Origin of the sequence: Psychrobacter sp. H7-1, assembly GCF_904846585.1 — a bacterium.
Taxonomy (GTDB): domain Bacteria; phylum Pseudomonadota; class Gammaproteobacteria; order Pseudomonadales; family Moraxellaceae; genus Psychrobacter; species Psychrobacter raelei.
In genome coordinates this window covers 22978-36798 of record NZ_CAJHBH010000031.1, presented here as the reverse complement: position 1 = coordinate 36798, position 13821 = coordinate 22978, and the positions used below count along the sequence as shown (strand labels likewise).

The window sequence follows — 13821 nt, the reverse complement described above, 5'->3', positions numbered from 1 at the left end:
TGAGCAGGCGTAGTCGGGCTCTGGGATTGCGCTCAGTCTTTGAGTGTTTGCCAAAGTCATGGTCTTCTAGGTTATGTATTGGTATGGTCATCAGTAGATTATACTATATATTTTGGGTTTGGTATAACTTGCCGCTTCAATATAACAACAAAGCCCAAATCTATAGATTTGGGCTTTGTTATGTCTGCCTATATAAAACTTGGTATGTTAAAGCAGTGCGTTTAAAGTTTGGCACCCATCAGTCGGATACCCAAACCAATAAAAACCACCCCACTTATCTTATTGAGTACGGTTTCGATACGGGGGTTTTGGCGCAACTGCTCACTAAATCTTGCGGCCAACAGTGCTAAGCTGATACACCAAGCTAAACTTGTGGCGGCAAAGCTTAGCCCCAATAGTGAAAAAGACAACATAGCAGACCCATAGTTGGCATCGATAAACTGCGGAAAAAAAGCCAAAAAGAACAGCGCCACCTTGGGATTAAACACATTGGTGAGCACGCCCTGCTTGTAGATTTGCCAACCATTGACACTGTCCCTACTTCGGCTAGGTATATCCTCTGCTAACTGCTCAGCGACTTGTGCACGCTTTTTGGGCCATAATAATCGGATACCCAGATAACACAAGTATAAAGCACCGATATATTTGACCATATTAAATGCCATTGGGTGGCGTGACAGCAGCACAGACAGTCCCAAAGCTGCCAATAAGGTATGTACCAAGATACCTGAGGTAATACCCAAGGCTGAAAAGACGCCGGCCTTAGACCCCTGTGAAATACTGCGCATGATGATGTATAAACTGTCCGCACCTGGCGTCAAGTTAAGCAGTAAGCCTGCCGCCAAAAACCCCCAATAATTCTCAATCCCAAACATTATTACATCCTTTTAGCTTAGTATCACAAAGTACGGGCTCATCCGTGAGCCTAGAGCATGAGCTCAAGCAGTGTTTACCTTGAAGTCATGCGCCAAAACTTAGAGGGTTTGAATGGCCGTTAAAATCTGCTTTTTTAACATCAAATACTCTTGGCTGTCCAAAAACCCGTCATGCTTAGGAATAGCAAATTGCTCGGTTAACTGAGCCGGCACCCCTTTTAACACATACAGATGATCAGACAAATAGATCGCCTCATCAATATCATGGGTAATGATGAGACAGGTTAATGCTAAGCGTTTTTGTAGCTGACTAAACCAGTGATACATCTCATCTTTGGTCACAAAATCTAAGGCTGAAAATGGCTCATCGAGTAGCATAATTGGGTTATCACTTAAATAAGTGCGCAAGAGTGCTGCACGCTGACGCTGACCACCCGATAAGGTCTGTGGATACTGATCTCCCAAACCTTCTAAGCCAAAACGTGCCAACTGCGGTGTCACAATCTGCTTTATCTTGTCTTTGCTATAGCCCCTCAAGGTCAAAGGCAAAGCAATGTTATCAAACACCGTCTTAAACGGCAGCAGCAAATCTTTTTGTAGCATATAGCCGACTGTACCCGCCTGCCCTGTGGTATCCACCCCATTAATAAACACCTTGCCCAAGCTTGGGGTCAATAGGCCAGCTGCGATATTAAACAAAGTGGTCTTACCCACACCGCTGGCACCGACAATACTCACCACATCATTCTTAGCCACTGACATCGTTAAATTGTCAAAAATGGGCTTATCGCCAAAGCTGTGGCTAATACCTTCTAATACCAAGACTTTATCCATAATACGTCACTCACAGCAGCTTAAGCGCTAAGCCATACAAACCCAAAGTTATAAATAGTCGTTACTGACACCTGCCTGTGGTGGCAGAGGCTTATCAATAAGACCTTGTTTATACACCCAGTCATAGAACCTATCCCAGCGATCATAATCAAACTTACCCCAGTCGCCCTCGTCATCTAGATACTGTTTTGAGATGTATTTTTGACTGGCAAGCGCAAGCTCTTTATTAGTCTCAGGCGCATATTTTATTAAGATATTGGCGCTCTCTTCTGGATTTTTAGCCGCATAAATATAGCCTTTTTTCATGGCCGCTAGCATCTTTTTAACCAGTTGTGGATTGCTGTTAAGTAGCTTATTGTTGGTAATTACCACAGGCGCATAATAATCAAAGATAGGCTCATAATCTCTTAAGAAGAAAAAGTTAGTGTCCACACCTTTTAACTTGGCATGAACCCCATCCCAGCCATAATAAGCCAAGATATAGTCAAACTGATTCATACGAAGTGCCACAGTGGCATCGGTTGCTTCACCAGGAATTTTTACCAAATCGTTACCCACAATATGCGACACGGTGGCATCATCAATCGGGTCTTCCCAAGTAGAATAGCGTTTACCATTTAAGTCCTTTGGAGACTTGGCACCCAACGACTTCAAAGACAATAAACCTGCTGGGTTATGCTGTAGTATTGCCGCTACTGCGGTAATGGGTACACCTTTTTCCAAACGACTGACCATATTGGGCTGAAAATAAATCCCAAAATCGGCTCTGTCATTGGCCACCAAAGTTGAAGCACTGTCTTCACTCGGCTGTACGATTTGGACCTCAAGACCTTGTTCTTTAAAATACCCCTTGTCTTGTGCCACATACAGACCCGTATGGTTGGTATTGGGCACCCAGTCTAATGAGATAACCACTTGAGTTAGCGCATCTGTTGTGTCTGAAGCTGCCTTTGTAGATGTCTCTTTTGGCTGGCAGGCCATTAAACTTAGCGCCATAATTGCCATTAACATCAGCCCTATCACTGAGTAACTTCGACTTTGCTTATAACCGTTTATGCTTAAAATAGACACTATAAATCCTCTTTAAGTAGCTTTACCAGTAAGCTTTGAATTGTTTTTAAAAGTCATTTTTATTAAAAAACATTATAAAAAATTGTGTCTTAGAACCCGTCTTTCTAACCATTTAACCAGTGCAATCAATAAAATGGTTAGAAAACTAATCAAAAAAATAACCGCAAACATGCTATCTAAATCATACGACTTACGCACTCGGGTCATATAAACACCCAGCCCATGATAGCCACCCAGCCATTCTGCAATCACCGCTGAGATGAGGGCATAAGATAACGCCACTTTTAGACCAGTAAAAAAAGAGCCCATGGCAGAAGGGATTTTTAAATGACGATATAGCTGATACGTTGACGCTTTCATCGATTTAAACAAATTTAAGTGCTCACGGCTCACCGATTGATAGCCGTCAATTAAAGCAATGGTTATGGGAAAAAATACCGCTAAAATGACCAACACCACTTTAGGGGTAATGCCGTAGCCAAGCCAAATAATAAGCAAAGGCGCAATGGCAATAGTGGGAATGGTCTGATTGAGCAAAATCACCGGATAGACCAAATCCCTGATGGTTTTTGATAAATCCATGCAGATAGAGAGTACAAAACTTACAATCAGACCAATGGTGGTACCAATAATGGCTGTGGCCAACGTATATTTAGCATGTTCCATCAATAACCCAAAGTCCTCAATAAAGGCTTGAACAATTTGTAAGGGTGAGGGCAGCAGATAATCTGGAATAACCTCAAACTGTACGCACAGTTGCCACACCAACAATATCAAAATCACTAACACGTGGCTTTTGATAAGAGTCAATGCTTGCTTGCCCACTAATAATATTTTTTGGTTGAGTGTCATTATCTGGGTTCTCAAGAAAAACTTGCTTAAAATTAAGGCAAAAAAAAATGGCATGTCATTGCGATTAGAATTCTAGCAAAATAATTGCTGTAAGATGCATTAATAATTCATAGTATCAGACTAAGCCATTGGCTTTTAAGTTTAAATATAAAAATACTTAACCCATAAAAAAGTCCTTGATAATACAGTTACCAAGGACTTGATGACACATTAAGAATAAAAGACGGTCTATTTAGACTTAAGCGGGAGCTTTGCCCACCACATGTAACGCTTTGATATTAACAAACTCTTTCATACCAAAGCCGCCGTGCTCACGACCAAAGCCTGAATCTTTCACACCACCAAAAGGCAGACCTGGATGTACTAGGCTATAACCATTGATATAGACCATACCTGTATCAAAATATTGGCTGGCCAGACGGATGGCTTTATCTTCATCTTTTGAGAATACACCACCACCTAGACCATAACGGCTGTCGTTGGCAATACGAAAAGCATCTTTTTCATCTTTGGCACGAATTAACGAGGCCACAGGACCAAATAATTCATCTTTATAAGCAGGCTGATCTTCAGAGATATTCTCCAAAATTACCAGCGGATGATAAGCACCTTCTTTGGGTAGACTCTCATCAAGCTCGCTGCTATAAGCCACTTTTGCACCCTTATCGATACTCTCTTGCATCTGCTTTTGCAGTGTGTCACGCTGACTTGAGCTTGACATTGGACCGACATCGGTAGAATCCTGCATAGGATCGCCTACGCTATAACCCTTAAACTTCTCAATCAATAGCTCACGGAACTTATCATACACAGCATCCACTATCACGAAGCGCTTAGCTGCCACACAGGTCTCACCATTGTTATACAGTCTTGCATAAGCACAGGTGGTGGCTGCTAAATCTAAATCTGCATCATCTAAGACGATAAACGCATCGTTTGAGCCGAGCTCCATCACTGTTTTCTTAAGCACTTTTGCAGCTTGCTGAGCCACGACAGCACCTGCTTTGTCACTACCGGTCAGGGTGACACCACGAACTTTTTTATTTTCAATAATTTTGCCAGATTGATCATGGCTAATTAACAAGGTTCTAAATAAGTCTTTAGGCAAATCAGATTCATGCATAATTTTTTCAATAAGCAATCCAGAACCTGTGACATTCGAAGCATGTTTTAATAAAATGCTATTACCTGCCATTAAGTTTGCAATGGCATAGCGGAACACTTGATAAGCAGGATAGTTCCAAGGCTGGATACCATAGATGATACCAATGGGCTGATAAGTAACGATGCCTTTTTTGAGTCCTTCAAGCTCACGCTCATCATCCGCCAGTGCCGCTACGCCTTGGGCAGATGTAAAGTCACAAATACTCTTACACAGATCAATTTCTTGTAAGCTGTGCTTATAGGTCTTACCTCGCTCCTGTGTCATTAACTTTGCCAGCTCTTCTTTATACTCGTTGAGCTTTTCACCAATGGAGTTGATGACCTTAGCGCGCTCTTGTGTAGACACTTCTCGCCATTTCAAAAAAGCTTCGTGTGACGCATCAATAATGTCATTAACTTGCGACTCATTCATATAGTCATATGAGGTAATCTCTTCGCCTGTGGCTGGGTTTATAGTTGTAATATCTGACATGTTATTTATCCTTTTTATATTTATGCGATTGTCATTATCAGCTGATGTGCTTTTCGCTCGTCGATTGCTTCTTGCTTACCGACTGCATTGAATAGCATAACAGGGTCAATGACTTACAGCATTATGAGGATGTTAATAACTGTGTGGGATATGTTAATCAAACTAACCGAAACATAAACCTAATTTAGAACAAATGACTAATCATCGGAATGTCATCTTCTTTGGCCTCTTCATCGGCCACTACTTGACGCGCCACATGCATGATTAACTGACGCAGCCACCGATGCGCAGGATGATGCTGCAATAAAGGTGACCAAGCCATCGTTAATTCAAATTCAGGTATAAAAAAGGGCGGCTCTTTTAATACGATACTGTCATTGGTGGCTTGCATACGTGCGACTCGAGTTGGCAAAGTGGCAATCAAGTCTTTATTGGCAGCGAGCATGGCTGGCATCTGATAATGACGGGTAAAGACACTGATTTGGCGCTTTTGACCTAAGCGCTGCAAGGCTTGGTCAATAGAGCCTAGACCACCTGACTTATCGGGGTTAACCCCAAAGCCCACCCCCATACCAGTTTTGGATACCCAGACGTGCTGTGCTTTTAAATAGTTCTTTAAGTTAAAGCGGTGCGCATAAGGACTTTCCGCCGACAATAAGCAGCTAAAGGTATCACGCCATACCAATACTTGGTGAAAACTTTGAGGTATCTCATTAAAACGGTTAATGGCGAGATCTACCCGCCCCTGCTCCATATCACGATAAGAGACATCAGAGGGCGTCAAAAAGTCCAAAATCACATTGGGCGCCTCTGAGCGCAGCGCTTTTACCAGACGAGGGACCAAAGTCGCCTCAGCATAATCTGAGGTCATAATCCGAAACACACGAGAGGTGCTATAGGGTCGAAACTCTGTACGCGGCTCAAGAAGCTGGGTCAATTCAGCCAAGATTTCACGCACTCTGGGCTGTAATTCTAAGGCTCGTTCAGTCGGTGTCATTCCCTCAGAGGAGCGTACCAACAGTGGATCATTAAACAGCTTGCGCAAGCGGCGTAGGATATTACTCATGGCAGGCTGCGTGATGCCCAGTTGTTCAGCGGCGCGAGTCACATTCTTTTCACGCAATAACACATCTAAATTTACCAATAAATTTAAATCGACTCTTTGTAGGTTCATAACACTCTCTGTAATTGGTATGGTTTTGGCTTTTGGGTTGCCGATTTTTAGGCTTTTTGGCGAAAATTTTAAGCTTTTTAACGTCAATACGGTCAACTGGCACAGGTTGCAATAATCAGGCCCAAAACTTAGGTTTTTGAAGTTAATTGATAAAAAAATAGCGGCACAATCATTTATTAATGCCTCTTATTATAGCTCAAAATCGGCTGTAAACCGTTTCTACCATTGTACTATAATTTAAATAAATACCCAAGATAACCTTCATAAACTAGATAAATTACCCTAATGTGGTTATAGTGATTATCAAGTGTTAAGGGCATAGTGATTAACCACTATAACTTCAGATAATCTGTAATAACGTTCAAGAACGATAAAAAGATTTTCTTTAGAAACAAACATTTACAAGTTTTATAACCGCATATCGAGGTTTACTGCTAACTTATTAGCCTTAACCTCATATTTTAAAGAGAGTTAAATAAAACTTCTTTATCTAACCGTTCAACATCTAGTAGTAAGAAGTATTTATTTCGCCTAACCCATCCTCAATCAAGGAGACAATTGATGTCAACTTATAAATCAGCTATTGACCATATCCGTGAAATTAAAGCAAAGCATGGCAACTGGCAGAATATCAGCGAATCTGATGCTGCTCGTATGATGGTTCAAAACCGCTTCAAAACCGGTCTTGATATCGCTAAATACACGGCTGCTATCATGCGTAAAGATATGGCAGAGTATGATGCAGATACATCTAAGTACACTCAGTCTCTAGGCGCATGGCATGGTTTTGTTGCACAACAAACTATGTATGCTAAGAAAAAATACTTCGGTACGACTGCTAAAACCTACATCTATCTATCAGGCTGGATGGTAGCGGCTCTACGCTCAGAGCTTGGTCCATTACCTGACCAATCAATGCACGAAAAAACAACGGTTCCTGCGCTAATCGAAGAAATCTACACCTTCTTACGTCAAGCAGACGCGAAAGTATTAAATGATTATTTCCGTGAGCTTAACGCTGCTAAAGAAGCCGGTCAAGATACTTCTGAAATCGAAGAAAAAATCAATAACTTTGATTCACACGTAGTGCCAATCATCGCTGACATCGACGCAGGTTTTGGTAACGAAGAAGCGACTTACTTACTAACTAAAGCCATGATCGAAGCGGGTGCTTGTGCTATCCAGATCGAAAACCAAGTATCTGATGCCAAACAATGTGGTCACCAAGCCGGTAAAGTCACTGTACCACATGAAGACTTCATCTCTAAGCTTAACGCTATCCGTTATGCATTCTTAGAGCTAGGCGTTGATGATGGTGTTATCGTTGCCCGTACCGACTCTGAAGGTGCATCACTTACTCAAAAGATCCCAGTATCTGAAGAGCCAGGCGACCTTGCTTCTAAATACATCGACTTCATCGACGTTGAAGAAATCGACATCGCTGATGCCAAAGAAAACGACGTACTATTAAAGCGTGACGGTAAATTAGTTCGCCCAGTTCGTCTAGCTAACGGTCTATACCAGTTCCGTGAAGATACCAACATCGACCGCGTTGTACTTGACTGTGTAACCGCTCTTGAAAATGGTGCTGACCTTCTATGGATCGAAACACCAACGCCAGACGTTGCACACATCAAAATGATGGTTGACCGTATTAAAGAGCAGCAGCCTAAAGCGAAGCTTGTATACAACAACAGCCCATCATTCAACTGGACGCTAAACTTCCGTAAGCAAGTTATCGCTCAGTGGGAAGAAGAAGGCAAAGACATCTCAGCATACGACAAGAATAACTTGATGAGTGCTGAATATGATGGTACTGAGCTTGACGCTGCTGCTGACCAAGCTGCGAAGAACTTCCAGAAAGATGCGTCACGTGAAGCGGGTGTATTCCATCACCTAATCACGCTACCAACTTACCACACAACAGCACTTAGCGTTCATGAGCTTGCTAAAGGCTACTTCGGTGAAGACGGTATGCTTGCTTATGCAGCTGGCGTACAACGTAAAGAAATCCGTGAAGGCATCTCTTGCGTTAAGCACCAAGCAATGGCTGGTTCAGACTTAGGTGATGATCACAAAGAGATCTTCTCTGGTGACAACGCACTTAAAGCTGGCGGCGAGAAAAACACAATGAACCAGTTCTAAGAACTCTTTAGACCAAAGCTCTTTATAAAAGACGCTTCGTTCATCATTAACAAAGTCGCTCTAACCTCGGTTGGAGCGACTTTTTTTATAAACCTAGGCGCTTAAAGTACATACAAACTGCCCTCATTGTCTAAATTCTTATGCTCTTTTGGGCTATGATGATGCTTACAGACACTGTCATCAATCTGTCACGTTAATCCGCTTGTTATTGTGTCTAACATATCCTAGGATATTGAATAAATAGCTTCTTTTTTATAACCCTACCCTTACAAAAATTATTAACCACAATAATTACTTATATAACTATTTTTATAACTGCTTCTATGAGTTTAGACTCGAGGACACATCATGCAAGAAATTGAGCTTAAGTTTTTAGTGCCAGAATATCGATTAGACGGCCTAATGCGTCAGACCAAAGTTAAATCCTCTCTCACCTCCTTACTCGCCGCCCATTATTTTGACACACCAGATCAAGTTTTGGCTGCCAATGGTATGGCATTAAGAATACGCAAAGAAGGCGATCGTTGGGTGCAGACTCTAAAGTCTAATGGCGATGGTATGGCCTCACGCGGTGAGCAAAATAACGTCTTAGACAGTCAAATGGTAGCTGAAGCTTTGGCAACAGATAGCCTCTCTCCTGATTTATCACTTTACGATACCTTAGATATTACTCAGCTCGTAGCCTCCCCCGATACCCGGCGCACCACTGATGCCCTAGCCTGCCAATACATCACAGAGTTACAGCGCACGACCCGCTTAATCAAAAAAGACGACAGCACCATTGAGCTTGCTTACGATGAAGGCAGAGTGATCCACGGAGAAGACTCTCAAATCAGCCAGCCTATCCATGAAATTGAATTTGAGCTGATTGAAGGCGATGTGCATTTTTTATTTGAAACGGCTAAGACGTGGTGCCGACGCTACAACCTGTGCTTATCAACGGTAACCAAAGCTGAACGTGGTGGACTGCTGCTGGCCGGCAAGCAGCATGCTGAAGCAACAAAAGCTGATTTACGACAATTGGCTGTGCATAAAAAAATGAGTCAGCCACAGTTTCTGCGTGCTGTGGTGCATAACTGTATGATCCAAATTCTACCTAATGCCAGTGCTATTGCTGATGGCAGTACCGATGGCGCGCATGTACACCAGTTAAGAGTGGGTATCCGTCGATTGTGTACCGCTTTGAGATTCTTTAAGGACTTCTCCTCTCAAATTAACCCTGAGTGGGCACCTATCCTTAAGCAAACCTTTAGCTTATTGGGTGATTATCGAGATCGCGAGTTGCTACAAACCCGCACTCAGCCTATGCTTGAAAAACTAGGCGGTCCGGCAGTAGATTGGTCTGAGGAACGAGCCGCCATCCGCATTAAACCCATCGATGCGGTACGTGCTAATGACTTTCAGATTACCTTGCTAGAATTGATTGAATATACCATGAGTCCTGCCAAAAAAGATCGCCCCCTAATAAAGCATAGTGGGACGGGCAGTAAGACTAAGGGCGCAAAAAAGAACCCAGCAAAATTAAGCACTCAGCAAGCCACCTCTGAGCTATTAGAGGCCTTATATACCAAGATTAGCCAAGCAAGCGATCAGTTTGCCAGTTTATCTACTGACGCTCAGCATGACGTCAGAAAGCGCTTAAAAAGCCTGCGTTATGTCAGTGAATTTACCGCTGCGCTTTATAAGGACAAAAAGTCCAAGGCATTTTTAAAGTATCTAGAGCCTGCACAAGAGATATTGGGAGAGTATAACGATGATATCGTGGGACAATACTTTTATGGTCAAAAGGCACAGCAAGACCCCAATGCTTGGTTCGCTGTGGGCTACTTTAGTGCGCAAGAGGTACACGCCGCTGATCAATGCGCTCAAAGCCTTAAAAGCATCAAAGACGCGCCTAAGTTTTGGTAGTTTATAGAGCTCTAGTTGGCGAAGCTAGCTTAGCTTAGCTTAGTTCACTCAACATAAACATAAACCACAAATGCTCTTATTAGGCTTTAGCAGCAATAAGAGCATTTTTTATAAGCTGACAAAACCCATTATTATTTAGCAATAATATCTACCGGCATACCCTCTTGCACCTGATCGAATAACCAAATCACATCCTCATTGCGCATGCGTACACAGCCATGGGACATAGGCACGCCCATTGGCTCAGTATCTGGCGCCCCATGAATATAAATGTAGCGACGATAGGTATCACAGCAGCCTTGCTCATTGTCGCCCTTATTTATCCCTTGTTCACAGCCACTAAGCCACAATATACGGCTCAGTATCCAGTCTCTATCTGGGTGCTGCTGTGCCAATTGCTCATGATAAATTTCACCAGTTGGCAAGCGGCCCACAAACACGCTATTGATTGGCATTTGATCGCCAATTTTGCTGGCAACATAATGCTTACCAAGTGGGGTACATCCTGTGCCCTCTAAGCTGCCGATGCCGTTTTTGGCAGTAGATACAGAGAATATGCGCTGCGGACGTACCGCATCAAAGCTTGGGTTATAAAAAGCCAACGTCTGCGTAGCGATGTTGACCGTGATTGTTGGGGTAGATTTTTCGGCCATCTTTAAAGTAGGCATAACAGGTCACCTGATTATTAGAATAAAAACTTTACAAAACTAAAATTGTGATAAGCTGACATCTTATATAAGGACTTGTAACTGAGTATAATCCCCCTTATGATAACTGCAAATTATGCAAACTTGTAGGTCTCATGACAGCACTTGTCCCAACCCGTGTATCACTTTATGACTTTCTTGTTAAAGACACCTTGCCTATAGATGCGATATTCGCAGATTTGGGCACGATCTCTTTGCCACAAGCCCGAATTATTATCGAGCAAGGCATTCAAGCAGTGATTAGCGCCTTATTGGCCTATAACCAACTACAAGGTGCGGATGCGGTTCTAAAAAAACTGTTAAACCGCAGTCAAATCAAAGAGCTGCGCAAGTATAATGCTTTTAATTTCCGTACGATGCAAAGCGCTTTGCAACACGGCCAAAATGTCAGCGAAGCCTTATTTTCCTCAAGTGATATCCAGCGCGCTGTGTGTCACAAATTAGCCGAGCAGGCTCAGCTTAAGCCCGGTCAAGCTCGACCTTTACTGTCGGCGCTGAGCGTCTTGTGTCTACGTGAAATTGCCATATTGGCAGATTTTGCTCATCTAGATGCCGCTGATCTTGATCAGTGGTTTAAGCAGCAGCCGCAGTTTTTGTGGTTAAAGCGTGACCAGGCTGCCCTAGCCTCTGCACAACATATCTGTGACACCTACGCCTATCAAATACCAGATTTTGACCCTGACTGGCATTCAATCACCGGTTACAAGCTACCCGCTGCCACCCCCACCTTAAGCTTAGATCAGATGCCACATTATGCCAAGGTCATTGGACGCACAACCCAGCCATCTGCTGTGCCTAGTAATGAGCCGCTTATTGTGGATACTGCTAATAAAAGTGATATTCTCACCTTTTGTGCAATGGATAATATCGCCCTGCCTTATCAGCGCTGGATGCTACAGCTGGCTAAAATCTCAGAAATTTACCTTAGCCGCAATCGCTTAAAAATTGCGCCTGAACCGATTCAGCCTCCCTCTCGCCCCTTTGTCAACTTTATTTTTATGGACAAAGAAAAAGAAGAAAAGGCTTTCACTTCTGCCTCTAACTCTACTGAGCCTACATCCTCTACCGCTTTTTGGAAAAACCCTGTGATTATCTTATTGGTGATTGTAATTGGCGGCTTAGGACTTATGGCTGTGGGAAAATATCAGTATAAAAAATCTAAAATGATGCAAACCCCGAGCCCCTCTACTCAGATACAAGTACGTGATACTACAGCTGATTAGCATCCCTACTATTTATTCTACTGTTGTTCAATAGCGGTACGCACTGCGTAACCTGGCATAAAAAAGGACAAGTCTAATCAGCTTGTTTTTATTATATCTGGATATGACTGCCGCTTAGAGCTGATCAATGGCCATTTGAGTCAGTACTCGGCCACGAGCAGTACGTAGAACATAGCCTTGTTGGATAAGATAAGGCTCAATCACATCCTCTAGAGTGCCTCTATCTTCAGCCATCGCCGCAGCAATGGCCTCTACACCTGCTGGACCGTTATCAAAGCGGGCATGTACCATTTCAATATAGCGGCGATCAAGATGATCTAAACCGCGTCTGTCCACTGCCAGCATATCGAGCGCACTGTCTGCAATCTCACCAGTTACCTCACCATTTGATTTCACCTGAGCATAGTCACGTACCCGGCGCAGCAAACGGTTGGCAATACGCGGTGTGCCTCGTGAACGACGTGCCACCTCCACCGCCCCTTCAGGCGTCATCACCACATTCATCAGACGCGCTGAACGGCTAACAATAGTCGTCAAGTCTTCAATATTATAAAACTCTAAGCGCTGTACAATACCGAAGCGATCTCTTAACGGAGAGGTCAATAGGCCGGCACGTGTGGTGGCAGCTACCAAAGTAAAGGGTGGCAAATCAAGCTTGATAGAACGGGCTGCTGGCCCCTCACCTATCATGATATCAAGCTGGAAGTCTTCCATGGCAGGATACAAGATCTCTTCAATCACCGGGCTTAAGCGATGGATTTCATCAATAAAAAGCACATCGCCTTCTTCCAAATTAGTGAGCATAGCTGCTAAATCACCGGCACGCTCAAGTACCGGACCTGAAGTGGAGCGAAGATTTCCGCCCATTTCACGCGCAATAATATTGGCCAAAGTGGTCTTACCCAGACCCGGAGGCCCGAAAATTAACGTATGGTCTAACGCCTCATTCCTTCTACGAGCCGCTTCAATGAAAACCTCCATCTGCTCACGCACCACCGGCTGACCAATATATTCTGCCAATGTACTGGGGCGAATATTATTATCTACGCTATCATCCACCCGCTCTACAGGATGTATAAGTCTATTTTCCATAAGATATTTACATTCAATTTTGCAAAAAAGAGAGCAAGCTAAGCCTGCTTAAAAGGAGCGTTACATCATCCCTCACTGAGGGTTAAAACGTAAGTGAATAAGTGTCATAAAACTGGCGTCTTAGGATCGTTCAACATGCTCGAAAGCGCATACTCTAAAAACAAAACGCACAGACAAAAAAATTACGCTCTAGTAACAACTTACGATATACAATAAATAATCGCAAGTCATTACTATAGCGTAAGACTTAAAAAGAAAGAACCTTTTATATAATATAGATTTATCTTTTAAGCTTGACTGTGTC

11 protein-coding genes are annotated in these 13821 nt (G+C 43.0%); 3 read left to right on the top strand and 8 right to left on the bottom strand.

The window, feature by feature from the left end; genetic code table 11:
• Positions 1-221: 221 nt before the first annotated feature.
• The 6 genes from JMX92_RS09645 to JMX92_RS09620 form a co-directional block, all read right to left on the bottom strand.
• Positions 222-875 (bottom strand): LysE family translocator, encoded by a 654-nt coding sequence (locus JMX92_RS09645; RefSeq protein WP_011960683.1) that lies wholly within the window; start codon positions 873-875, stop codon positions 222-224.
• Between the two features lie 99 nt (positions 876-974).
• Positions 975-1709: an ABC transporter ATP-binding protein gene (locus JMX92_RS09640; RefSeq protein ID WP_011960684.1), complete on the bottom strand. Its 735-nt coding sequence runs from the start codon at positions 1707-1709 to the stop codon at positions 975-977.
• A gap of 48 nt (positions 1710-1757) precedes the next feature.
• Positions 1758-2714 (bottom strand): ABC transporter substrate-binding protein, encoded by a 957-nt coding sequence (locus tag JMX92_RS09635; RefSeq protein WP_201545385.1) that lies wholly within the window; start codon positions 2712-2714, stop codon positions 1758-1760.
• A gap of 138 nt (positions 2715-2852) precedes the next feature.
• On the bottom strand, positions 2853-3632 hold the full coding sequence (locus JMX92_RS09630) for an ABC transporter permease (protein ID WP_155587401.1): 780 nt from the start codon (positions 3630-3632) through the stop codon (positions 2853-2855).
• A 238-nt stretch (positions 3633-3870) separates the two neighbouring features.
• Entirely contained in the window at positions 3871-5268 is a 1398-nt protein-coding gene (locus tag JMX92_RS09625) for an NAD-dependent succinate-semialdehyde dehydrogenase (protein ID WP_201545382.1), read from the bottom strand.
• A gap of 184 nt (positions 5269-5452) precedes the next feature.
• Positions 5453-6442: a LysR family transcriptional regulator gene (locus JMX92_RS09620; protein ID WP_011960688.1), complete on the bottom strand. Its 990-nt coding sequence runs from the start codon at positions 6440-6442 to the stop codon at positions 5453-5455.
• 561 nt (positions 6443-7003) lie between these two features.
• On the opposite strand from JMX92_RS09620, the gene JMX92_RS09615 reads away from it, so the two are divergent.
• Together JMX92_RS09615 and JMX92_RS09610 are read left to right on the top strand one after the other, a co-directional pair.
• A complete protein-coding gene (locus JMX92_RS09615) occupies positions 7004-8587 on the top strand; it encodes an isocitrate lyase (protein ID WP_201545380.1) in 1584 nt (527 codons plus the stop codon).
• A gap of 348 nt (positions 8588-8935) precedes the next feature.
• Complete coding sequence (locus JMX92_RS09610) at positions 8936-10495, top strand: CYTH and CHAD domain-containing protein (RefSeq protein WP_201545378.1); 1560 nt, start codon at positions 8936-8938, stop codon at positions 10493-10495.
• A 131-nt stretch (positions 10496-10626) separates the two neighbouring features.
• On the opposite strand, the gene JMX92_RS09605 is transcribed toward JMX92_RS09610, so the two are convergent.
• Positions 10627-11163, bottom strand: coding sequence for a L,D-transpeptidase (locus JMX92_RS09605; protein WP_201545376.1), 537 nt, complete (start codon positions 11161-11163; stop codon positions 10627-10629).
• A gap of 134 nt (positions 11164-11297) precedes the next feature.
• Between JMX92_RS09605 and JMX92_RS09600 the strand changes: the two genes are divergently transcribed.
• The gene (locus JMX92_RS09600) at positions 11298-12425 is read left to right on the top strand and encodes a hypothetical protein (protein ID WP_201545374.1); all 1128 of its coding nucleotides are present in this window, start codon (positions 11298-11300) and stop codon (positions 12423-12425) included.
• A 114-nt stretch (positions 12426-12539) separates the two neighbouring features.
• Here JMX92_RS09600 and ruvB read toward each other — a convergent pair whose 3' ends face one another.
• A complete protein-coding gene (ruvB, locus tag JMX92_RS09595; protein WP_201545372.1) occupies positions 12540-13517 on the bottom strand; it encodes a Holliday junction branch migration DNA helicase RuvB in 978 nt (325 codons plus the stop codon).
• Positions 13518-13821 lie beyond the last annotated feature (304 nt).